Annotated in this window: 21 protein-coding genes; 10 read left to right on the forward strand and 11 right to left on the reverse strand. The window is 46.1% G+C overall.

Going from position 1 to position 21,965, the window contains the following annotated elements:
- Positions 1 to 2: 2 nt before the first annotated feature.
- The 3 genes from HRU42_RS04870 to HRU42_RS04880 form a co-directional block, all read right to left on the reverse strand.
- Positions 3 to 476 (reverse strand): CreA family protein, encoded by a 474-nt coding sequence (locus HRU42_RS04870; RefSeq protein WP_295029261.1) that lies wholly within the window; start codon positions 474 to 476, stop codon positions 3 to 5.
- Positions 477 to 511: 35 nt separating this feature from the next.
- Entirely contained in the window at positions 512 to 1,897 is a 1,386-nt protein-coding gene (gene yegD / locus HRU42_RS04875) for a molecular chaperone (RefSeq protein WP_295029216.1), read from the reverse strand.
- A 197-nt stretch (positions 1,898 to 2,094) separates the two neighbouring features.
- On the reverse strand, positions 2,095 to 2,631 hold the full coding sequence (locus tag HRU42_RS04880) for an aminoacyl-tRNA deacylase (RefSeq protein WP_295029217.1): 537 nt from the start codon (positions 2,629 to 2,631) through the stop codon (positions 2,095 to 2,097).
- Between the two features lie 187 nt (positions 2,632 to 2,818).
- Between HRU42_RS04880 and HRU42_RS04885 the strand changes: the two genes are divergently transcribed.
- Both HRU42_RS04885 and HRU42_RS04890 read left to right on the forward strand, forming a co-directional pair.
- Positions 2,819 to 4,219, forward strand: coding sequence for a nodulation protein NfeD (locus tag HRU42_RS04885; RefSeq protein WP_295029218.1), 1,401 nt, complete (start codon positions 2,819 to 2,821; stop codon positions 4,217 to 4,219).
- Positions 4,219 to 5,022: a slipin family protein gene (locus HRU42_RS04890; protein WP_295029219.1), complete on the forward strand. Its 804-nt coding sequence runs from the start codon at positions 4,219 to 4,221 to the stop codon at positions 5,020 to 5,022. The genes HRU42_RS04885 and HRU42_RS04890 overlap by 1 nt, the downstream gene beginning before the upstream one ends.
- Before the next feature lie 103 nt (positions 5,023 to 5,125).
- Here HRU42_RS04890 and HRU42_RS04895 read toward each other — a convergent pair whose 3' ends face one another.
- Entirely contained in the window at positions 5,126 to 6,112 is a 987-nt protein-coding gene (locus tag HRU42_RS04895) for a rhodanese-related sulfurtransferase (RefSeq protein WP_295029220.1), read from the reverse strand.
- Between the two features lie 251 nt (positions 6,113 to 6,363).
- Here HRU42_RS04895 and HRU42_RS04900 point away from each other — a divergent pair, with 251 nt between their 5' ends.
- From HRU42_RS04900 to ilvN, 5 genes are all read left to right on the forward strand, one after another.
- Complete coding sequence (locus HRU42_RS04900) at positions 6,364 to 7,026, forward strand: glutathione S-transferase (protein ID WP_295029221.1); 663 nt, start codon at positions 6,364 to 6,366, stop codon at positions 7,024 to 7,026.
- Positions 7,027 to 7,077: 51 nt separating this feature from the next.
- Complete coding sequence (locus HRU42_RS04905; RefSeq protein WP_295029222.1) at positions 7,078 to 7,305, forward strand: hypothetical protein; 228 nt, start codon at positions 7,078 to 7,080, stop codon at positions 7,303 to 7,305.
- A 473-nt stretch (positions 7,306 to 7,778) separates the two neighbouring features.
- Positions 7,779 to 9,014, forward strand: coding sequence for a multidrug effflux MFS transporter (locus HRU42_RS04910; RefSeq protein ID WP_295029223.1), 1,236 nt, complete (start codon positions 7,779 to 7,781; stop codon positions 9,012 to 9,014).
- 467 nt (positions 9,015 to 9,481) lie between these two features.
- Positions 9,482 to 11,203 (forward strand): acetolactate synthase 3 large subunit, encoded by a 1,722-nt coding sequence (locus HRU42_RS04915; RefSeq protein ID WP_295029224.1) that lies wholly within the window; start codon positions 9,482 to 9,484, stop codon positions 11,201 to 11,203.
- On the forward strand, positions 11,203 to 11,697 hold the full coding sequence (gene ilvN, locus HRU42_RS04920) for an acetolactate synthase small subunit (protein ID WP_295029225.1): 495 nt from the start codon (positions 11,203 to 11,205) through the stop codon (positions 11,695 to 11,697). The genes HRU42_RS04915 and ilvN overlap by 1 nt, the downstream gene beginning before the upstream one ends.
- A gap of 185 nt (positions 11,698 to 11,882) precedes the next feature.
- On the opposite strand, the gene HRU42_RS04925 is transcribed toward ilvN, so the two are convergent.
- The 3 genes from HRU42_RS04925 to HRU42_RS04935 form a co-directional block, all read right to left on the reverse strand.
- Positions 11,883 to 12,323, reverse strand: a complete 441-nt coding sequence (locus HRU42_RS04925) for an Hsp20 family protein (protein ID WP_295029226.1) — start codon at positions 12,321 to 12,323, stop codon at positions 11,883 to 11,885.
- 308 nt (positions 12,324 to 12,631) lie between these two features.
- On the reverse strand, positions 12,632 to 14,344 hold the full coding sequence (gene ushA, locus HRU42_RS04930; RefSeq protein WP_295029227.1) for a bifunctional UDP-sugar hydrolase/5'-nucleotidase UshA: 1,713 nt from the start codon (positions 14,342 to 14,344) through the stop codon (positions 12,632 to 12,634).
- Between the two features lie 689 nt (positions 14,345 to 15,033).
- Positions 15,034 to 15,705 carry an alpha/beta hydrolase-fold protein gene (locus tag HRU42_RS04935; RefSeq protein ID WP_295029228.1) on the reverse strand — a complete coding sequence of 224 codons (672 nt, stop codon included), beginning with the start codon at positions 15,703 to 15,705 and terminating at the stop codon, positions 15,034 to 15,036.
- Positions 15,706 to 15,907: 202 nt separating this feature from the next.
- Here HRU42_RS04935 and HRU42_RS04940 point away from each other — a divergent pair, with 202 nt between their 5' ends.
- The gene (locus HRU42_RS04940) at positions 15,908 to 16,918 is read left to right on the forward strand and encodes a glutathione S-transferase family protein (RefSeq protein ID WP_295029229.1); all 1,011 of its coding nucleotides are present in this window, start codon (positions 15,908 to 15,910) and stop codon (positions 16,916 to 16,918) included.
- Positions 16,919 to 16,948: 30 nt separating this feature from the next.
- On the opposite strand, the gene HRU42_RS04945 is transcribed toward HRU42_RS04940, so the two are convergent.
- From HRU42_RS04945 to HRU42_RS04955, 3 genes are all read right to left on the reverse strand, one after another.
- Positions 16,949 to 17,167 carry a DUF3389 domain-containing protein gene (locus HRU42_RS04945; RefSeq protein WP_295029230.1) on the reverse strand — a complete coding sequence of 73 codons (219 nt, stop codon included), beginning with the start codon at positions 17,165 to 17,167 and terminating at the stop codon, positions 16,949 to 16,951.
- Between the two features lie 119 nt (positions 17,168 to 17,286).
- A complete protein-coding gene (locus tag HRU42_RS04950; protein ID WP_295029231.1) occupies positions 17,287 to 17,769 on the reverse strand; it encodes a peptidylprolyl isomerase in 483 nt (160 codons plus the stop codon).
- Positions 17,770 to 17,982: 213 nt separating this feature from the next.
- Entirely contained in the window at positions 17,983 to 19,170 is a 1,188-nt protein-coding gene (locus HRU42_RS04955) for a lytic murein transglycosylase (RefSeq protein ID WP_295029232.1), read from the reverse strand.
- A 264-nt stretch (positions 19,171 to 19,434) separates the two neighbouring features.
- Between HRU42_RS04955 and HRU42_RS04960 the strand changes: the two genes are divergently transcribed.
- Together HRU42_RS04960 and HRU42_RS04965 are read left to right on the forward strand one after the other, a co-directional pair.
- Entirely contained in the window at positions 19,435 to 19,794 is a 360-nt protein-coding gene (locus HRU42_RS04960; protein WP_295029233.1) for a DUF2750 domain-containing protein, read from the forward strand.
- Between the two features lie 90 nt (positions 19,795 to 19,884).
- Positions 19,885 to 20,553 carry a hypothetical protein gene (locus HRU42_RS04965; RefSeq protein ID WP_295029234.1) on the forward strand — a complete coding sequence of 223 codons (669 nt, stop codon included), beginning with the start codon at positions 19,885 to 19,887 and terminating at the stop codon, positions 20,551 to 20,553.
- A gap of 12 nt (positions 20,554 to 20,565) precedes the next feature.
- Here the strand turns inward: HRU42_RS04965 and HRU42_RS04970 are convergent, their stop codons facing one another.
- Positions 20,566 to 21,519 (reverse strand): chemotaxis protein CheV, encoded by a 954-nt coding sequence (locus tag HRU42_RS04970; protein ID WP_295029235.1) that lies wholly within the window; start codon positions 21,517 to 21,519, stop codon positions 20,566 to 20,568.
- Between the last annotated feature and the right edge of the window lie 446 nt (positions 21,520 to 21,965).

Consider the following 21,965-nt stretch of genomic DNA (forward strand, 5'->3'; position numbering starts at 1 on the left):
CGCTATTGAACCGGAACTCCGGGGGCCTGCCATGCACCTGTGTTATACAGTGGCACGGTCGATAAGGCGTGCTTATGGCTACCTTGAGTCTCTTTGGTGGAATATGAAAGATACAGTAAGGTTTGGTTATCTGCATCATAGATGCGGCGCACTTTCAGCGACTTAAATAAGATACTCAAAGATTGCTTAAAGATGACTTCACCATTCTTACTCCTATCGATAGCCGCGATTTCTTGCGCCGATATCGGTCCAGTCTGACGACATGCGATGCTCATATCCGATGGATCGGCTAGACTCAGGTTTGCTTCTATACGGCTAATATGACAAGTGACCCCCGGGAGTTTTGGATCGTGTCGTGCATCTATGATCACATCTTTAGTGGTAAACATACCCAGACTCACCTTGGCGACATCATCGCCGCCACAAGCTGTTAGGCCCAACAAGATAAATCCTGCGGCGACGCATTTTCCAGACATTTTTATCAACGAAGTGCCGAACTGATTGCCAATTTTCATTTTTTTTCCTCTTTAAATACTCTCTGTGCCCAGCGAGTTAAGCCCGCCGTGACACTGCCGAAATGGTCGCCGACAACAACCGGAATATGGGGATATAAACTGGCTATTTTATCGTAAATAGCCGGACTTCTGGCTGTACCGCCAGTCACATAAATAACATCCGGCAACACACCAGCCACATCAAGTGCTTGTTGCATCAAGGCCTGTATTTTAGCGCTGGGGACGGCAATGGCCTCACTAAATAATTCTCGACTCACCTCGGCGTTAAGCTGCGGGCAGATATAATCTAATTTAGAGGTGACCGAGTCTGCATCTGTTAAGCCTATCTTAGCCTGCTCGGCACTGCGGACGATACGGTATCCTAACTGCTCTTGCTGAACCTTGAGTAACCTTTTAAGTAACTCAGGTTGCTCGGCATCATGGATCAAGTCTTCAATCAATTTACGAGAACTCAGTGAAACGAAATCTCGTTGCGCACTGATATCATTGACTGCAACGGCATTCCAAAATGGCTTGCTCGGCACAGGCAAGCCGTTAATCATGTGACAACCTAAACCAAGGTGGCTCATAAACGCTTTCATCGACAAGGCAATATCCAAATCATTGCCGCCCACTCGTTGCCCGCTGTGGCCCAAGAAGTCTTGACTACGTTGGCTCAAATTAATATGTGATGGTCCCATTCTCACCACAGAGCAATCTGTGGTGCCGCCGCCAACATCGACCACCAGCACAACTTTGTCTTCAGTCAGACTCGCCTCATAATCCATGCCTGCTGCCAGGGGTTCAAACAGAAAGTCGACATCGGTAAATCCGGCTCTTTTTGCCGCTAATCTCAATATAGACTCGGCCTGTCGATTGCTTTCCTCGCCACCTATGGCTTGAAAATTAACCGGCCTGCCAATAACCGCATGGGTTATTACCCCTTTATTATTGAGCCCGGTATCAGACTCGGCAACCGACTTTACATGTAGCATCATCATGGTGACGATATCTTCAAACAAGGCGATTTGATCATTTCTGAGTCCACTGGCACCCAAAAAAGATTTTGGCGAACGGACATAGAATCCCTCTTCGGGCATATCTAAGTAAGCCTTGACGGCTTGTTCGCCGACAAAAACTGCTTGTTCATCACTATCGAGATCTAATTCACGACGTGCTTGTTGTGCGCGGCTAAGTTGAGCACCTCGTAAACTAGCGAAGTCGGCTCTTAAATGATGCGGCATCTGTTGATACACAGCCTCGGCAATCAGCTCCCTGTCGAGGGCATAAAGCGTCGAGGTCAGATATTTGGAATCTGCCGACAAGGGTAATAATCGTACTTCGCTCTCATCCATGACGCCTATGGCACAATTGGCACTGCCATAATCAAAACCAACAAACATTCACTCGCCCCAAAAATTTAAATGATCGATTAATCAGGAAAAATTAACCGATAAAGATAAAAAGCCGTGAAAAATACCATAGATTGTGAGGAGTAAAAAGCGGAATTATCTCTATAGACACGTTTACTGACACCAGTGTACTGCTTAACCTTTGATTTAAGCAAAAATCAACCTCAGAATATTCATCCACAACGCGTCTAGAAGTGGCTGAGGTAACGCTTGTCATAGCAGTTATCATAATCGCCAAACTTAGGTGTACCAATAGGCTCACCGATAAGATCGGCCAGTAGCGTCCCCGAGAGTAAGGGCGTATATTGCAGGTGATTAATCTTAATCAGGTGACAATGATCGCCGGCTTCGATATAGACCATGTCTTCATCGATTAAGCGTTTATCCAACATCATCTTGATGCCATATGCCTCGGCTAACCCTGGAATAGCGCCTTTAGCACAGTCATGAAATAATGCCTGTAGATCTTGCTCATCGGCTAATTGGTATACTTCCCCCATCACTTCACTCACCTTCAATACCGATAACCTGTGTCCCGATCCGATACCGGCCAACAGGTGATCACCCTCGCCATTGACCAGCAAGACGGCTTTGATGACCTGAGCACTGGGGAGGTGGGCCGATGCAGAAGAGTCCAAGGAAGAGAGCGTCTTACGATGTTTGACGATGGAATAGTCGACCCTATGATGATTAAGAAATGATGCCAGAGTGATCGCGATACCCATATATCCCCCCTTGAGCGAGTAAAATAGAAGATAAATCCGTTCTTTTAGTATAGTTAAGTCATCATCAATTCACTCAAACCAATTTCATTAAGCAGACACGAATTATTTTGGCTAGACTTTACAATAATGGCTGTGAAGTTCTCCTATGATGATTCGCTTTCGAACGATAACGGACCCTTTCCATGCAATGTTCTCTATTGCATTGTTTCTTCTTTTATTTTTTACACCTTCAAGCCTCGCCAGCAGCGAGGCGTCATCACAGACACAAACCGGCACCGCAACCGAAATTCCGGTACTCACCATCAAGGGGGCTATAGGTCCAGCCATTAGCGATTACTTAACCACTGAGATGGCCATCGCCAATCAGGCTGGTGCGCCTCTGGTAGTCATCATCATAGATACTCCGGGAGGCTTAGTCTCCAGTCTGCGAGACATCAATCAGGCCATACTCAACTCACAAGTGCCCATCGCCTGCCTGGTTCATCCCGCAGGCGCCAGAGCCGCCAGCGCGGGGACCTATATCTTGTACGCTTGTCATATTGCAGCCATGGCACAGGCAACGACCCTAGGCGCGGCAACTCCCGTCAGTATTGGGGGCTCTCCCAAAGCCCCTCAAGACAAGGACGATAATAAGACAAGTTCGCCCTCTGCCATGGAAAAGAAGATCCTCAATGACTCCATCGCCTATATTCGCTCTCTCGCCCAGTTACGTGGCCGCAACGAAGAGTGGGCCGAGCTGGCCGTCAAAGAGGCCGCCACCTTAACCGCACAAGAAGCGTTAGAGAAAAATGTCATCACGCTTATCGCTAACTCTACAGCAGACTTAATCAAGCAACTCGATGGATGGGAGGTGAGCATCAATCAGCAGCCTCATATACTTGAACTCTCACAGGCCAAATTGACGCCAATAAAGCCGGACTGGCGTAATCAATTTATAGCGACTATCACCAATCCTAATATCGCCTACATACTCATGTTAATTGGTGTCTACGGCCTGATTCTGGAGTTTTACAGTCCAGGCATAGGCGTGGCTGGCGTCACAGGTGCTATCGCTCTGGTTATTGCCATGTACGCCTTTCAGATGTTACCGGTTAACTTCGCCGGACTCCTCTTGTTGCTGCTCGGCATCGGCTTGATGATAGCCGAAGCCATGATGCCCAGCTTCGGCATCTTCGGCATAGGTGGCGTTATCGCGTTTGCACTGGGCTCTGTGTTCCTAATCGATACCAAGAATAGCCAATTTCAGGTTTCCTTGCCCGTTATCGCCGCGGTCACTTTGGTGAGCGCGGCATTTATGATCTTCTGCCTGGGGTACCTGTGGCGCTCACGGCATAACAAAATTGTCAGCGGCCACGAAGCCATCGTAGGGGCCGAAGCCAAGGTATTGGAAGATTTTATCGAGCATGGATTTGTATTGCTCGGCGGTGAACGTTGGGCAGCCATATCTGCTACTCCCCTACAAAAAGATCAGCTGGTCGAAGTCGCGCAGGTCGACGACTTGACCTTAATTCTGGGTCAAGCCATCGACAAAAAAGCTAACCCTAACACAGGCCCTGATACAAACATCGAAGCAGAAGGAGAAAAATAATGGATCCCATCTTGCCCAGCGGCGTCATGTTTAGCCTAGCCGTACTCTTGCTGATATTTGCAATAATACTCAGTGCCTTTCGAATTCTAAGGGAATATGAACGCGGGGTTATCTTCCTGCTCGGACGATTCTATCGGGTCAAGGGCCCAGGCCTAATCATAGTCATTCCAATCATCCAACAGATGGTCAGGGTCGATCTGCGGACCATAGTGATGGATGTCCCCACCCAAGATGTGATCAGCAGAGATAATGTCTCTGTTAGAGTCAACGCCGTGATCTATTTTCGAGTGCTGGACTCTCAAAAAGCCATCATCAATGTTGAAGACTATCTGCAAGCTACGTCTCAACTGGCTCAAACTACGCTGCGATCGGTACTTGGACAACACGAACTCGATGAGATGTTAGCCAATAGAGAGATGCTCAATACCGACATTCAGAGCATTCTAGACTCACGTACCGATGGTTGGGGGATCAAGGTGTCTAATGTTGAGATAAAGCATGTCGATCTTAATGAAACCATGGTCAGGGCCATAGCCAAGCAGGCGGAGGCCGAGCGTACACGACGCGCTAAGGTGATTCATGCCTCTGGTGAGTTGGAAGCCTCGGCCAAACTAGTTGAAGCTGCTGCTAAACTGGCACAAGAGCCCAACGCCATCTTACTCAGGTACCTACAAACACTGACTGAGATAGCCAGCGAAAAAAATTCAACCATACTGTTTCCCCTGCCCATGGAGCTATTGCAGGGAGTACTGAACAAAAATACCACAGAGGTTAAAAAGAAAACCGATAAGAGCAGTGATTGATAATACCTATTGGTAAGATACCTCTTGGTTTAACAAAAAATCACCAATAAAAAAGCCGTCTAAGACGGCTTTTTTATTGGTATATACAGAGGTGTTAACCGATTTATTTTTTATTCAGTTCCAGCTGAGCTTGCTTCAAGCTCTCTTTCTCACTGCGGCGAGACTGGATAACGGCTTTTACATCACTGCCAATATGGGCTTCACCGCGCTTTTCGGCGAGCTGCATCTGACGCTCACGTTCTTCGAAACGCTGACGCTGCTTATCGGATATGGTGTCGATACAGTGAGGACAACTCACTCCTTGAACATAAGCCTCACTGGCTTTCTCACTGGCTGTAATTGGCATGCGACAGGCATTACACTGGTCGTACTGACCTTTCTCTAAGTCATGATTAACCGCGACTCGATTATCGAACACGAAGCACTCGCCTTGCCACAGACTCTCTTCTTGCTTAACTTCTTCTAAGTATTTAAGCACACCGCCTTCGAGGTGATATACCTCATCGAAGCCTTGCTCCTTGAGGTAAGCCGTCGACTTCTCACAACGGATCCCGCCGGTACAGAACATGGCGACCTTCTTATGTTTGGCTGGGTCTAAGTTTTCTTTTACGTAGGCGGGAAATTCTCTGAATGTATTGGTCTTAGGACTGACGGCATTCTTGAAGGTACCAATCTGCACCTCATACTCGTTGCGGGTGTCGACTAAGATGACGTCGGGATCTGAGATTAACTTGTTCCAGTCTTGAGGCTTCACATAAGTGCCAACCACTTTGAGGGGATCTATGCCCTCGACTCCCATGGTCACGATCTCTTTCTTTAATTTTACCTTAGTGCGGTAAAACGGCATCTCGGCATCGAAAGATAGCTTATGCACGATATTGTCTAAGCCCGGCTGAGTATTCAACCAATTGAGCAGATTATCGATAGCGTCTTGGCAACCGGCAACGGTACCATTGATGCCTTCACTGGCGAGTAACAAGGTGCCCTTGATACCTGAATCAATCATGACGTCCAGCAAAGGCTGCTGAATAGATTCAAAATGTGGCAGAGAAACAAACTTATATAGGGCACAAACGACAACTTGGGACATATCAACCTCAATGCTGGCAGGAGCTTAATCTCCAGCGCATCTTAAAAAAAAGTAACAACCCGACCCACATTTGAGCCAGGTAACAAAATCGCGACGAATTTTACCTGAGTCACACTGCAATAAACAGGTAAAAAGCCAGCTTATTCATAAAATGATAATTTTCGTCCACTCACCCCCTTTTTATTCGTTGTCATTTATCGTTAGTCGGTTAAGAATAACGGCCATAATCATGTATAAATGAAATAACACCTATGTCTTTAGCCACCCTCTATTCTTTCAGACGATGCCCTTATGCGATGCGCGCCCGTTTAGGTATTTTACTTGCGGGAACTTCTGTCTCTTTACGTGAAATACTGCTTAAACATAAGCCCGAACCCATGTTAGCGGCTTCACCTAAAGGCACGGTTCCCGTGCTTATCTTACCAGATGGCAATATCATAGATGAGAGCCTGGACATCATGCGCTGGGCCCTAGAACAGAACGATCCTCACAACCTGTTACTTACCGGTGACTCGCAACGACAAGAGCAGGCTAAGGTATTGATCAACAGCAATGACAATGAGTTCAAATCTTGGTTAGATAAGTATAAATATGCCGACAGACACCCTGAGCAGAGTGAAATTTTTTACCGCACAGAAGGCGAAACGTTTATCGCTCGGCTCGAACACTTATTAGGCCAACATCGGCAGCTGTTAAGTGATGCTGCCTGTATCGCCGATTTTGCCATCTTGCCTTTTATTCGCCAATTTGCCGGGGTAGACAGCACCTGGTTCAATCAAGCTCCCTACCCAAACGTACAACATTGGTTAGCCGATCACCTTGAGAGCCCAATATTTGCCAATATCATGCACAAATATCCAACCTGGCTCGACAGCAATGAAGAATTCATCTTCGGCGACCAATACCACAAGTGATGAAAAAGTAAAAAGTAAAAAGTAAAAAACAAATATAACAGGGAGATACACATGACCGGCTGGTTACAGCTCAAGTCACCAGTCAAGGGCCATCATGTGGTGACCTCTTTGGCATCCAGTGGCATCTTGATCCGCAACGGCGACGATTTTGACAATCACGATAACTACATTCGACTGAGTATTGGCGGAGCCTCTAGCAACGCCGAATTTGAAGCCTCCTTAGTCGAGATTGAATCTTGTATCTTAAATTTGACTCAAAATGCCTACTCTGTCATGTGAATACGCCTAGCCACAACAAAAAGAGAGTCTGGATAGACACACAGCCTAGCTCGTATTGAGTGACAAAACTCTATGCTTAAAATAAACTTAAATCTAGCCTAGCCATGGCTAACCTCAGTGATAAGTCGTACAATGTCGCGTCTCTTTAGGGTCAGGGGAGACCCAGTTACCACATCGAGAGTATCTAGCTGGAACCAGGCAATAACCTTCTGTTCACTGAGCTGTTTCGGCGCAGGTTTTCGTACATGTTGCACGCTTCTTTAATTCTCGAACGTTACATTCACGGTACTTATTCATCGCAACCTAGTCCCAGTGTTCATCGCTAGGACTCGCATCGCAGTCATATATAAATGACTCTTTTTTAAGCGCAGCATGAGTCACTCTATTTCGTAGACTAAATTTAGTCATCTGACTCGACAGTCATCCTATGTGCCTTATATTAGGGCTCATTCTCACTTAATAAAGAGGTATTAGTGAAAACGGCATCCAATCAAACAAGCCCGACAACAAATCCGGCAGCCAATTTAAGCCTTGTCTTCTTGATCCCCATGTTGTCAGCGATAATCGCTATCACACCTTTAGCTATCGATCTTTATCTGCCTGCCATGGCGACAATTGCCGCGAGTTTTCATACCGATATCACCATGGTGCAGCAATCACTCAGTATCTATTTAGCAGGATACGCATTAGGCATGCTGTGTTTTGGCCCTCTGGCCGATCGCGTTGGCCGACGGCCCTTGGTCATTGTAGGCCTCACAGGCTTTGCCGTAATGAGTTTCTTATTAGCCTTTGTCACCAGTATAGAGTCATTTTTAGCCCTCAGATTCGGTCAGGCCTTTATCGGCGCTGCCGCGACTGTCGTCGTGCCGGGTTATATCAAAGAAGTCTATGGTAAAAATACGGCTAAAGGCATGTCTTATGTCAGTCTTATCATGATGTTGGCTCCATTAATAGCCCCTAGCATAGGCAGCTTGATTTTAGAGTTTGGTGAATGGCATCTTATCTTTTTCATCTTAGGTTTCTACGCCGTGATCATGTTGATACTGGTGTTTTGGAAGTTGAAAATGCCCAGCGATACAGATTTAACTCAACGTACCCAAAAATCTTTCTTCGGCGCCTACGCGGTAGTCTTTACTAAACCGGGAGTTAAACTTCACATCGCCAGTGGCGTGCTGACTTCCTTCGCATTCTTCTGTTACCTGACGGCGTCGCCATTTGTCTATATGGAGGTCTTCGGCTTAGATAAATCACTGTTTGCCATCTTGTTTAGCACCAATGTCGGCGCTCTGATGCTAGCCAATATCGTCAATAGCCGCATTGTCGTTCGTTATGGTTCACGCAGGATGCTCAAGGTGGCCACCTTGCTGGCTATCATCGCCGGAACAGTCCTGTTCGCGGTGAATTGGCTGGGAATGAGTTATCACTTTACCGTGCTCGCTCTGCTACCATTTATGGCATGTCTCGGGGTGATGTCGGTCAATGCCGATGCCATCGTCTTAATGCAGTTCCAACAAGAGACGGGGACAGCCACCGCAGTTGTCGGCACCTTGAGGTTTGGTTTCGGCGCGGTAGCCGGCCCTCTATTAGCCCTGTTTTACACCGGCACGGCTGTGCCTTTCTCCGCCTTAATGCTTAGTGCAGTCATCTTGGTCGCTATTTGTCAGTTCTTTGCTCACCGCCGCCAGAGCGATTTAACAGGTGTGACTTAACCTGGGTACTAATGTAGAAAAATGCCCTTTTATGCTTAAATTCGACATAAGGGGCCATTTTTAACATTTATCTGTATGCAAGCTCCTGAAATACCTGAAAAATCTATCAATTTTATCTACACATAAATACGCCACACCCATTTAATAAAATCAATACTGTGAAGATTCTCTGAATACACTCACTAAAAATTCACTCTTTTATCATTATCTGCATCATTAATCGTATTTTTTCTCATTTTTGGCTCTTTTTTGCATAAAACACTTGAATAGATCTGATTTTTTTATATGATGAAATTCTGTTAATTTTAACCAGGTGTCGCGCCTTACAGGGTGAAATCAACTTTAAACCAAAAGTTATTCGACATTTCGAGAGTAAGGATCACCGTCCACACTCATTTAATTCAAGCGATTACCGTCGCTGTTGCAAGATACTGCACACCGTAGCGGTAACTTATGAGGCTTTACAAATGGAGAAGTTATCCGGCGCCAGCATGGTCGTTCAATCTCTGATCGACGAAGGCGTAAAACATATATTTGGCTATCCCGGCGGATCTGTACTGGATATCTATGATGCCCTGCACGAAAAATCAAAAATTGAGCATATTCTTGTCCGTCACGAGCAAGCTGCGGTGCATATGGCCGATGGTTACGCTCGTTCAACTGGCGAAGTCGGCGTAGTACTGGTGACATCAGGTCCCGGTGCAACCAACACCATCACAGGGATCGCCACCGCCTATACAGATTCAATCCCCTTGGTGATCATATCGGGTCAGGTTCCCAGTAACTTGATAGGTAACGACGCATTCCAAGAGTGCGACATGATCGGCATCTCCCGCCCTGTGGTTAAACACAGCTTCCTAGTGACCGATGCCAAAGATATACCGACCATCATCAAGAAGGCCTTTTTTATTGCTGCTAGTGGTCGCCCAGGCCCAGTTGTCGTCGATGTGCCTAAAGACTGTATGAATCCTGAGATCTTGTTTGATTATGAATATCCTAAAAAAATCAGCATGCGTTCCTATAACCCGACGACTTCGGGTCATAAGGGCCAGATCCGTCGCGGTTTACAAGCGCTGCTAAACGCGAAGAAGCCTGTACTCTATGTCGGCGGCGGCGCCATCATCTCAGAGTGTGATCCGCAAATTCTAGCACTGTCAGAAAAACTCAATATACCCGTAGTCAGTACCCTGATGGGGCTTGGCGCCTTCCCGGCCAGCCACGATAACAGCTTGGGTATGCTAGGCATGCATGGCTGTTATGAAGCCAATATGGCGATGCACAATACCGATCTCATCTTCGGTATCGGCGTCAGGTTCGATGACCGCACCACCAACAATGTCGAAAAATATTGCCCTAACGCCACCATCTTACATATAGATATCGATCCTTCTTCTATCTCTAAGACAATAAGAGTCGATATCCCCATCGTAGGTTCGGCCGATAGCATACTCGATGAGATGTTGGCGCAACTCGCGAGCAGTGGTGATACCAATGCCGATGCAGCCAGCATCGATTCTTGGTGGAGCGAGATAAATCACTGGCGTTCGCGCAAGAGTCTGGCCTATGAAACCAGCTCAGATAAGATCAAACCCCAGCAGGTGATCGAAACACTGCACAAGCTCACCAATGGCGATGCTTATGTGGCATCGGACGTGGGTCAACACCAGATGTTTGCCGCGCTCTATTACCCATTTGACAAGCCACGTCGATGGATAAACTCCGGCGGACTAGGCACCATGGGCTTTGGACTTCCCGCCGCCATGGGCGTTAAATTCGCCCATCCCGATGCGACCGTGCTGTGCGTCACAGGTGACGGTTCCATCCAGATGAATATTCAAGAGCTGTCGACGGCGCTGCAATACGATATTCCGGTCAAAATCATCAACCTGAACAACCGCTTCCTCGGCATGGTGAAACAGTGGCAAGATATGATCTATTCCGGTCGTCACTCACATTCCTATATGGATTCGGTGCCCGACTTTGCCAAAATTGCGGAAGCTTATGGCCATGTTGGCATCAGCATCAGCGATCCGGCTGAGCTCGAATCTGGCCTGAAAAAAGCCCTGGCGATGACTGACAAGCTAGTATTTGTCGACATACATATCGATCAGGCAGAGCATGTATATCCCATGTTGATCCGCGGCGGCGCGATGAACGAGATGTGGCTCAGCAAAACGGAGAAAAGCTAATGCGTCGTATTATATCGGTATTACTGGAAAACCAACCAGGCGCCCTGTCTCGCGTCGTCGGTCTCTTCTCTCAACGCGGCTACAACATCGAGAGCTTAACCGTCGCGCCCACCGATGATATCACCCTGTCTCGCCTTAACATCTGCGTGGTAGCCGATGAAGCCGTTCTGGAGCAGATAGAGAAGCAATTACATAAACTTATCGATGTCCTCAAGGTCTCCAATGTGACCGAGTCTGATCATATTGAGCGTGAAATTGCCTTGATCAAGGTAAAAGCCAAAGGCAATATTCGTGATGAAATAAAGCGTATTACTGATATTTTTCGCGGTCAAATAGTCGATATCACCGCCGAACTTTATACCGTTCAGCTAACTGGTACCTCAGACAAACTCGATGCCTTTATCGGCACAGTGAGTGAAGTGACCAAGGTGGTCGAAGTGTCGCGCTCCGGTGTGGTTGGATTGTCGCGCGGTGAGAAGGCAATGCGAGCTTAATCATACCGATTGGTATCAGAGACCGTTATAGAGGTTATTTAACCGCTAAACACTAAAAAGGGAGCATCGGCTCCCTTTTCTTATGGTGCTAGTGTCGAGGGATAAACGAGTTCTGAGTCCAGGCAGTTGATCAATAAACTCGATTAGCCCTGTTGCTCACCTTGTGTTACACCAATTTGAGCCAGTTATTCGGCATCAAGTACCCGTGACGCACCGATCTCAATTTTTCTCGGCTTCAGGGCTTCGGGGATCTCTCGTTGCAAGTCGATATCGAGCAAGCCGTTCTCAAGTTCAGCTCCAATTACAGTGACATAATCCGCCAACTGAAAAGTACGCTCGAAGCCACGTTCGGCAATTCCTTGATAGAGATATTTTCGACTCTTATCTTCACCAGCCTTAATTCCCTTGACGATTAACTTCTCGCCTTCGCTGGTAATATCGAGTTCGTCCATGCAAAAACCGGCAACGGCCATGGTGATACGATAACGATTTTCGTCAAGCAGCTCAATATTATAGGGAGGGTAACCTGAATTGCCTTTATTGGAAGCCGCATGCTCTGCAAGCTGGGCTAGACGATCGAAACCAATGGCACTGCGGTATAGGGGAGCGAGATCATAATTACGCATAGTTATATCCTTGTCTTAAGCAATATAGTTAATTTACGTTGGCCGACTCGACTGCTGCTGCAGTACTTGTCGCACCGGTTATTTACTAATTGTTAACTCGATTGACCCCGAAGGCATCACGATTTGAGTTAACGATGGAACCTCATCGAGCGTTCCATATTCAATATATGTAGGCGTATTTTTAGTTTTCAAGGGACATTTTACATTTATTTAAATATATTTTTATTTTGAACAGTCTTCGACAGTAAGCATAAATACAAACAAAAAAGCAGCCCGAGGGCTGCTATGTAAAGAAGTGAACGACTAAACTAGCGCTGACAAGCCAAAGTGCTATTACTGTTCAAAAACAGGATATCACTGGCTACTGGAGCGAAATCAGCAACCAATATATCACCAATGTCTTTGATGAAGGTGTACATAACCTCAGCATCAACATAACCCGTCATAACAGGAGTCAGCACTGGGTAGCCATCGCCGCCTGCCGCATTGAAGCTAGGAACGGTGAAGCTGTAAGTTGCGTCAGCATCATAGCCCTTGCCATTGATGTCGTTGATTGCAACTGTTTTAGCTTCACAATCAACATCCATCTTAATCCCTACAAGCTGAGGGTATGCGCCATTACCATCTACACCTATATCTACTGTAGCGACTGTATTTAAGTACTCAGTGATTTCCGCGCCAGTCATTGTGCTCTTGGTTATTGAGTTGCCAAATGGCTGCACAGTCAAAACATCCTTGTATGTGATTTCACCGGCTTCGATAGAATCACGTACACCACCTGAGTTCATGACCGCAAAGTCAGCATCGACTTTAGTACGCTGAGCTTCAGCAATTAGATGACCCATATTCGTCTGTTGTGTACGAACAACACCACGGTCTCCCTCAAGTTTACCATCGGTAGTACCGATAACTTCAAGAAGCTCTTCCTGACCGACATTTTGGTACTGCTGCATGATTTCAAGCACGGTAGCATCAGGGGTGATTTCTTCGCCAATGAACTGACGAACGCCATCAGCATCTTTAGCTTTAAGGTTAACAGGGATCAACTTGTAGCTGGCTAGATGTAGCTCATCATTGAAGTATTCAAAATTGGCTTGGCCAACATACTTACCCCACTCGTGAGCCTGCATGATGAACGTGCCGTTCTGCACATCTGGCTTACATTCGCCACCAGGTGTGAACTCAGGATCGTATGCATCGCCTTCCATACACACTGGGTTCTGCGAGTGTCCACCGATCACAGCAGCTAAGTCTCCTGCAGTCATTGCACGAGCCAGAGCAACATCACCAGGCGCGTTGCCGCCGTTGGCGCCATCTGCATAATGACCCATGTGAGTAGTAGCGAAGATCAGATCAGCCGCATCGGCATCTTTAATGTCTTGAATAACTTTCTTAAGTTCTTCTTGGGGGTCGGTAAATTCTAGACCTTTGATGAATTCAGGGTTACCAATTTTGGCGGTATCTTCAGTCGTCAGACCGACAACGGCAATACGAAGACCGTTAACATCGAATACCTTGTAAGCATCGAAATAGCGAGCACCAGTAACCTTGTTATAGATGTTAGCCGCTAACATAGGGAAGTTAGCCAGTTCACGCTGCATATCAACCACTGACAATGGATTATCAAACTCGTGGTTACCCACTGCCATAGCATCGTAACCAATCAGGTTCATACCGACGAAATCCGGACGCGCATCTTGCAAGTCTGACTCGGGGACACCCGTGTTGATATCACCACCAGAAAGTAAGATGGTTTCGCCACCGTTTGACTCAACTTCGCTGCGGATCTGATCGATCAGCGTCTTACGCGCCGCCATGCCATACTCGCCGTATTTGTTTTCAAAGAAACGGCCATGGTTATCATTAGTGTGAAGTACGGTGAAAATTGTACAAGCTTCGCCTGCTTCAGCACATGTTGCCGGCAGAGCAACCTCTTTGTTGTCATCATTATCACTGCCACAGCCGGCTAATGCCGCCAGTACTGCAGTCGCAACTAAACCTTTAATTAGCTTATTTGTCATTACTCTCAACCCCATTTTTTATTAGATATTTACTTGTTACCATCATTTTTACCATGTGAGACTCTGTGGACTCGCTGGCAACATAATAGCAAAGAACATTTGGACAATGTGTCACTTTAATGAATTTATGTGACATTAATGTTCTAAAATACAGTGGTTTACTTCAAAAACTGTTCGCAAATAAGAACAAGCGACAACCAAGGTTGAGGCAATTATTATTAACATATTATTCAGATAAGCAGCGAAAGATTCTCAGCCATACTTTTCAACTAGTTAGCTAACCTAGATAAAATAACCAAGCAAACAAGAAGCAAGAACAGTGGTAACACGCAACCATGTTATATTTTAAAAATAAATATGTGTATTGACATCAATGTCGCCGCTAAAATCGTTAACGATGAGGTTTTTCGTGCGCGAAATGGGAAAAACTCATTCTAAACAGCGAGTAATGACAATTGTTAAATTACGCTTTAATAATTTAACAATGAAGCACAGAGCTTAGGGGACATACAAGTAGCGCACTAGACACAAAAAGCAGCCATTAGGCTGCTCTGGATTTAGTGGTTTGGAAGTGGTTTATTTAACTCAGCGAGTAACGTCTACATCGCCTCGGTCAAATGCTGAGAGCCCATCATCAGCAAGCGCATATATGGCAAGCTTAATACTTGGATAGCTCTCAAAGTATTCAGCTAGATCAATCTGCTGGCGAGCCATTTGCCTATATCTTGCAGTTGCTGCGGTAACACACTGTGTCCCATGGCATAGGTTTTCCATTCGGTTTGATAATCGGCTTGATTCAATAGATCGTTGGCCATCTTGCCCGCCGTGAATGGCACCACATCATCTTGCTCGCCATGGTGCTGCAGTATGCTCGTCTGTTTATTGGCGGCGCTCAGTTGAGTCGGTAATGCATCGGCCGTGGGTAAGTAGCAAGACAGCGCCATTATGCCGGCTAACGTTTGTGGATATCTTAGTCCACTAAACAGGCTAATCACACCACCTTGGCTAAAACCTGCCAGTACGATTTTATCTGCGGGTATTCCGGCATCAATCTGCTCCTGTATCAGTGCAATAACTAGTTGCTCCGAGTCCAGCACCCCAGGCATATCGGCACGGTTATGCAGATCCATGCTCTTAATGTCATACCAGCTACGCATCACATAACCTTGGTTAATGGTCACCGCCTGCTCGGGAGCATGGGGGAAGATAAAACGAATACTGTGATCATCCGGCAGACCCAGTACCGGTACTACAGGGGCAAAACCGGCGCCGGAATCACCTAAGCCGTGTAACCAGATCACACATGCCGTTGCGCTGCTGTTTGGCTCTATGGTTATTCGCTCTAATGCTGCTACTGACATCTATTTCCCTTTATTTTTAATGAAATTTAATCGCCGATATCATATCAGGATCACCATAAGCTAAGCTACTTGGTATGTAAACCAAGAAAACATTCGATTAAATTGGACGTTAACTGCCAAATTATCGCCTTTTAATCCATTTAAATCGGCGCTAAATTGGATCAAAGACATTCATAATGCAAAAACAGTGTAGAGGATTAGCATGGGCTTACTTCAAGATGGAAAATGGGTCGACCAATGGTACTCGACCAAAGAGAATGGCGGTAAATTTGTCCGTGAAGACGCACGTTTCAGAAATTGGATCCTTGCCGATGAACAAACTCAGTCTGGTACGCCTGACACACAGAGCTTCAAGGCAGAAGCGAGCAGGTATCATCTGTACGTCTCCCTAGCCTGCCCTTGGGCGCACAGGACATTAATTTTTCGTGAGCTTAAGTCATTGCACAGTATCATAGATGTCACCGTCGTCGAGCCTCACATGTTGCACCATGGCTGGGAATTTGCCGGCTCCAGCCAAAGCCAAGATGCTGTCCATATAACAGGTGCCGATGAAGACGCACTCAATAATAAGGCGTTCCTGTATCAGATATACCAGCTGGCTGCGCCCGACTACAGCGGACGCGTCACAGTGCCTGTGCTATGGGATAAACAAACCAACACCATAGTCAGTAATGAGTCTGCTGACATTATTCGTATGTTTAACTCAGCCTTCAATCACCTGACCGGTAACCAGTTAGACTTTTATCCTCCAGCCCTACGTGAAGAGATTGATACGCTCAATGAATATATCTATTCAAGTATAAACAATGGTGTCTATCGAGCGGGGTTCGCCACTTCCCAAGCCGCCTACGGTGAAGCCTTTAATGAGATTTTCACCGCATTAGATAAGCTGGAGTCGACACTAACCCAGCAGCGCTACCTCACGGGTAGCAAGATAACAGAAGCCGATTGGAGGCTGTTCACCACCTTGATTCGTTTCGACGCCGTTTATGTCGGCCACTTCAAGACTAACAAGCGACGTATCCAAGACTACCGAGCGATATCAGGCTATCTCAGAGACCTGTATCAGGTCGAAGGCATCGCAGACACGGTTAATTTTGAACACATTAAGCAGCACTATTACTTTAGCCATGCCAATATCAATCCAAGCCAAATTGTCCCCGATGGCCCAGAGCTGGATTATTTAGCGCCCCACAACAGAGAAGGCTTATAACCTCAATCGGTATTAAAGTTGAAGCGTCTTCTAGACGCCTAACTCTTCTCGAATCGCCGCGATTTGCGCTAGGGAGTCTAATTTTAGGCTCCACCTTACGGCTCCAGCGTCGGCATGCATGATGAGTGCATCATCGATGAATTTAATATCTTCAACCATGGCATACATAGTAATGCCAGACGTAGTGAATCGAACCTGTACCTCAAACGGAGACAAGATCACTTTCCCCTGAGAAAAATCGATAACCATATGCTTGCTAACTATTCCTAATCTTAGTTAAATTGGGCGAATGTCAGATAAGAGACCAAAATGAAAAAACCAGCACTGATGCTGGTTTTATATGCCTGTCACTCATCGCTGCATAGCGATTAGTGGTGATGACCACCTGTACCGTGGGCATGACCGTGGGCAAGCTCTTCATCGGTCGCATCACGCGCTTCGATGATCTCGATATCGAAAGTGAGCTCACGACCCGCCAGTGGATGATTCACATCAACCGTCGCCATAAACTTACCCATCTTGACGATCGTCACCTGACGTTGACCTTGATCCGTATCAAGCAATGCACGCATGCCAACTGTCCATTTTTTAGCGCCTTGTAGATGCTTAACAGAGACACGCTGAATCGCATCTTCATTTCTAACACCGTATGTGGTTTCCGGCGCCAGTGTGACAGAGAAGCTCTCGCCAACCTCTTTACCTTCAATTGAATCTTCAACACCAGGCATCATGTTGTTATGGCCGTGCAGATACGCGATAGGATCCAGATCTTTATTCGTCTCTAAAACTTCGTCCTTTTCATCACGCAGTGTGTATTTAAACTGCACAACCATATCTTTTTTAATGCTCATCAAATGTCCTTAACTCTGTACCTGACTCTATTTTGGTGACGAAGCTTAACAAAAGTCACCTACGCACTCTAGTGTTAAATATTAGCGGATCGCGATGAATTTCAGTAATAGAATAGGTTACGGATAAAAAAAGGTGCAATCAATGTGATCACACCTTCTATAACCTAAGGGCTAAGCGTGAGTTTACATACACCCAACCCCATGGTAAACGAACTAGTCGATGCCGATGGCCTTAAACGTCGCCTCATCGGGGAATCCATCCGCTACTAGGCCCACACTCTGCTGATAGGCACGTAAGCCAGTCTTAGAGTTCCTGCCCATCACGCCGTCGGGTTTCCCCACATCGAAGCCCTTATCATTTAACTTAGCTTGCAGCGCCTTAACGCGTGCACGGCTTAAGTTATCTTGTTTCGGCGGCGCTATGACTAATCCTACGCCGCCATTAATCCTATCGGCTAAATGACCGACCGCGATGGCATAAAATTCAGAGCGATTCCAGCGCATGATCACATCGAAATTCTTATAACCTAAGAAGGCAGGTCCGGTATGCCCGGCTGGGAGATAGAGGGTTGCAGTCATGTCTGGGGTCGATAAGGCCGCACCATTACTCTGAGTCAGTCCCAACTTTTTCCACTCAATTAATCCTTGAGCCTTAGGCTTACCGAGATAATCATAATTGAAATTTGCAGGTAATTTCACCTCTCGGCCCCAACGTTCGTCTCGCTGCCAACCGAGTTTATTGAGGAAGTTCGCCGCCGAAGACAAGGCGTCGGCAGTGCTATTCCATAGGTCGGCTTTGCCATCACCGTCACCATCGACGGCGTAGTGAGTGTAAGCGCTCGGCATGAATTGAGTATGCCCCATGGCGCCGGCCCAAGACCCCACCATGGTAGCGGCATCAAAATCATACTTCTCTTTAAGCTTTAGCGCCTTCATCAACTCACCGGTGAAATACTGACTCCGACGAGGATCGCACGCCAAGGTAGCCAGTGAGTCTAGCACCGGCATCTTGCCTTTATACGAACCAAAGTTGGTTTCGAGCCCCCAAAACGCCATCAAGTATTGCGGTGGGATACCATAGGTCTCTTGTAATTGGGCTAATAATACCTTGTGCTCGCGCAGCATTTTTCGACCTTGGCTGACACGCCAACCTGTCACCCGCTTACTGAAATAGTTATCGAAAGTCTGGCTAAACTCGGGTTGCTTCTTATCGAGTTCAATCACCCTGGAGACATAGTTAACATTGGCTAACACGTTATCGATAGTCTCTTTCGAAAGGCCCTCTTGCTGGGCTTTCTCCTGCAGATTAACGACACAAGCAGCGAAGTCATCGGCGCTAGCCGGCAACGCCCAGAGGGAAGAGACGAAGAGTACGGATGCTAATGGGACATTTTTAATCAAAACGATAACTCCAAGAATGCAAAAAAATATTTTGACTAGAATGATAAAAATAAAATTATCAAGGTCGCAAAAAACGACAAAGATCTGAGCCATAATAACGATAGGAACAAGATAGTTTAACTATTAATCCATTTTTTCGACAGAAATAAGGTGATTTTTAGTTAATGTTTTATCTAACAGACGTTAATCAGCAAGATTCCCTTGGAGAATACGTCGCCTAGCGTATAATGACCCGGTTTTAATTACACACTGAAGAGATCTATCATGAGCGAAATCACCCCTGAACTAGCCAGCTTTATCGAGAATGTAAAACAACATCAAGTTGTCTGGGGATTACAAGATGAAACCGGTGAAGGTTGGGTCGTATGCGATTCATCTGAATACGAACATACTGACGTAATGCCGCTTTGGTCTTCTGAAGCAAGTGCCAAGGTTCACTGCACCGAAGAGTGGTCTGACTATCAAGCGGTGTCGTTCACCTTAGTCGAGTTCCTTGATTTTTGGGTATCGGACCTGAACGACGATGGCGTACTTGTCGGTACCGATTGGTTAGCCGATCAAGAATGTTTAGAAATCGATCCTATCGAATTGGCTAAATCATTAGTCGAGGTTGAAGCAGAGTAATTGAGCCTTTCGCCATACTCTGCTACTGAAATCAAAGTCTTTGTTAAATTTCAGTCATTACTATTGCGTCATATCTGTCTTGGATAGATTATGACGCAATCGGTTCCCCTCATCGATGTTCCCTTCGAATTTCGCCATACTTGCTGGTTCTGTAATGAGCCCAGTAACTGCGTGTTCGAGTATCATGCCAGCGTGCATACCCCACACCCAAGTCTTGGGGTCCCCGCCTGCAAAGAATGTCTCAAACTGGCTCAAAAAAGTCCGCTAACGTCTATTTGGGATTGCCAGCTAGCCGTCAAAGATGAGTTAATGCATATCTATGCCAAACACCTTGCCATAGGGGTTAATTGGACAGAGCAGGAACTAATCGACTCTGATTTTTCCTGTCGCGTTTTTGAGGGTTTCAAGAAAAGTGCCTGGATGATGTACCTGATCGCCAGGGATAGAATCAACGCCAATGGTTGGCCCCTAAGTTTGGACGGTATCGACATAGATGATAGCGATTTTGTCGTCGGCTTTGAATTTGACGGGGTGAAATATAGCTCACTTGCTAAAGCCGTTAACCATTACAGTCAAACATTAGGCTTGGATAAGCATTTTTTCGAAGCCGTGTTATCCCAAGTAGGACGTAGTCGCTTCGGTTATGCTGTGCGTATCAGCCGAATCAACATAGCCTCACCTAAACGAGTAAAACAGGAGGTGGTAAAAGACATAGCCATCGAGCAGGGCACGCCTTTAACCGACAAAACTTGGTTCTAAGTACACTTCTTTTTACTTGATTGCCGCATTCACTAACTCTCTTAGCCTCTGTTGCACCACATCGACAAGCAGATCCGGTTGGAACTTAGAGATGAAACGGTCACATCCCACCTTTTCCACCATGGCCTTATTGAAGCTACCACTTAATGAAGTATTCAATGTGATAAAGAGATCATTCATGCGCTTATCGCTGCGGATCTCATGAGTTAACTTGTAGCCATCCATCTCAGGCATTTCCGCATCTGTGATCAACATTAAGATCTCATCATGTACAGACTTCCCCTCATCACACCAGCTCTGTAGCATCTTTAATGCCTGCAAACCGTCCGAGACCTCCAAGATCTCTAAACCTAGAGGCTCCAGCGTCTCCTTTATCTGTCTGCGCGCCGTGGGTGAGTCATCGGCGATTAAAATTTTACGCCCCTGCATCTCGTCAACCAAGGTCTGGTCTAGTACCCCTTCAGACAAGCTGACGTCGTAATGAATGATCTCCGCCAACACTTTTTCCACATCGATAATAGAGACGATTTGGCTAACGCCATCGATTTCGATGCGTGTGATCGCCGTTAAATAATGATGACTGCCAGCCGATTTGGGCGGAGGTAAGATATCTCCCCAGGTCATATTGACGATATGCTCGACTTTACCCACCTTAAAACCCTGAACACTGCGATTATACTCAGTGATGATCATGTTAGCCTCATGCTCAACTGTGATAGGTTTATAGCCGATAGCGCTACGAAGATCGATAACCGGGGTAGACGAGCCACGAATATTGGCCACGCCGCAAATATGAGAATGGCTACCAGGAACGGTACTCAATTGCGGCAATTTAACCACCTCTCTGACTTTAAATACATTTATCGCAAAAAGTTGAGAGGCGTTAATTCGAAATAGTAATAATTCAAGCCGGTTTTCTCCTACAAGCTGGGTTCTTTGGTCAACCGAGTCGAGTACTTTTGCCATTATGCTGCTCTCACAATAAAAGGTCTAAAAAGAAAGGGACAAACATAAAGGGTATCCCGATAAAGTTGTTGCTGATTATAGACTTTATCACTATCTTGAAGCTGATAGAAATCAAGTTAAGCTCAAAATGATAATTATATTTTAGGATCAACCATCCCTATATGACGGAAAGATATCGCATCTTTACGTACTGCCACCATGTTCGGCATGCCTGCGGTATCGGCATTTGAGACAAAAAATGAAAATAGCATTGACAAGGCCATTTTTGCAGATATAATGGCCGCTAGTTTTGAGAAACCTATATTTAATTTTATTTGTTAGTCCGACTCCATATCGTCACTGCCTCGCAAAAATATTATAACGCCGGTTCAACACCTCAATTTTAGTCATCTAGCTGTCATATATCTGTGTTTAACTTTGTTCCAATCGGTTCACAGATCATTAGA

It is taken from the genome of Shewanella sp. (assembly GCF_013214165.1).
Classification (GTDB): Bacteria; Pseudomonadota; Gammaproteobacteria; order Enterobacterales; family Shewanellaceae; genus Shewanella.

Excerpts from the sequence above, each read along its gene's own strand:
- HRU42_RS04870 (WP_295029261.1), bottom strand. The coding sequence starts at position 476 with ATGTCTGGAAAATGCGTCGCCGCAGGATTTATCTTGTTGGGCCTAACA.
- HRU42_RS04895 (WP_295029220.1), bottom strand. The coding sequence starts at position 6,112 with ATGTCCCAAGTTGTCGTTTGTGCCCTATATAAGTTTGTTTCTCTGCCA.
- ushA (WP_295029227.1), bottom strand. The coding sequence starts at position 14,344 with ATGACAAATAAGCTAATTAAAGGTTTAGTTGCGACTGCAGTACTGGCG.
- HRU42_RS04885 (WP_295029218.1), top strand. The coding sequence starts at position 2,819 with ATGTTCTCTATTGCATTGTTTCTTCTTTTATTTTTTACACCTTCAAGC.
- ilvN (WP_295029225.1), top strand. The coding sequence starts at position 11,203 with ATGCGTCGTATTATATCGGTATTACTGGAAAACCAACCAGGCGCCCTG.
- yegD (WP_295029216.1), bottom strand. The coding sequence starts at position 1,897 with ATGTTTGTTGGTTTTGATTATGGCAGTGCCAATTGTGCCATAGGCGTC.
- HRU42_RS04905 (WP_295029222.1), top strand. The coding sequence starts at position 7,078 with ATGACCGGCTGGTTACAGCTCAAGTCACCAGTCAAGGGCCATCATGTG.
- HRU42_RS04945 (WP_295029230.1), bottom strand. The coding sequence starts at position 17,167 with ATGGTTATCGATTTTTCTCAGGGGAAAGTGATCTTGTCTCCGTTTGAG.
- HRU42_RS04915 (WP_295029224.1), top strand. The coding sequence starts at position 9,482 with ATGGAGAAGTTATCCGGCGCCAGCATGGTCGTTCAATCTCTGATCGAC.
- HRU42_RS04925 (WP_295029226.1), bottom strand. The coding sequence starts at position 12,323 with ATGCGTAATTATGATCTCGCTCCCCTATACCGCAGTGCCATTGGTTTC.
- HRU42_RS04880 (WP_295029217.1), bottom strand. The coding sequence starts at position 2,631 with ATGGGTATCGCGATCACTCTGGCATCATTTCTTAATCATCATAGGGTC.
- HRU42_RS04965 (WP_295029234.1), top strand. The coding sequence starts at position 19,885 with ATGACGCAATCGGTTCCCCTCATCGATGTTCCCTTCGAATTTCGCCAT.
- HRU42_RS04890 (WP_295029219.1), top strand. The coding sequence starts at position 4,219 with ATGGATCCCATCTTGCCCAGCGGCGTCATGTTTAGCCTAGCCGTACTC.
- HRU42_RS04940 (WP_295029229.1), top strand. The coding sequence starts at position 15,908 with ATGGGCTTACTTCAAGATGGAAAATGGGTCGACCAATGGTACTCGACC.
- HRU42_RS04960 (WP_295029233.1), top strand. The coding sequence starts at position 19,435 with ATGAGCGAAATCACCCCTGAACTAGCCAGCTTTATCGAGAATGTAAAA.
- HRU42_RS04970 (WP_295029235.1), bottom strand. The coding sequence starts at position 21,519 with ATGGCAAAAGTACTCGACTCGGTTGACCAAAGAACCCAGCTTGTAGGA.
- HRU42_RS04950 (WP_295029231.1), bottom strand. The coding sequence starts at position 17,769 with ATGAGCATTAAAAAAGATATGGTTGTGCAGTTTAAATACACACTGCGT.
- HRU42_RS04935 (WP_295029228.1), bottom strand. The coding sequence starts at position 15,705 with ATGTCAGTAGCAGCATTAGAGCGAATAACCATAGAGCCAAACAGCAGC.
- HRU42_RS04900 (WP_295029221.1), top strand. The coding sequence starts at position 6,364 with ATGTCTTTAGCCACCCTCTATTCTTTCAGACGATGCCCTTATGCGATG.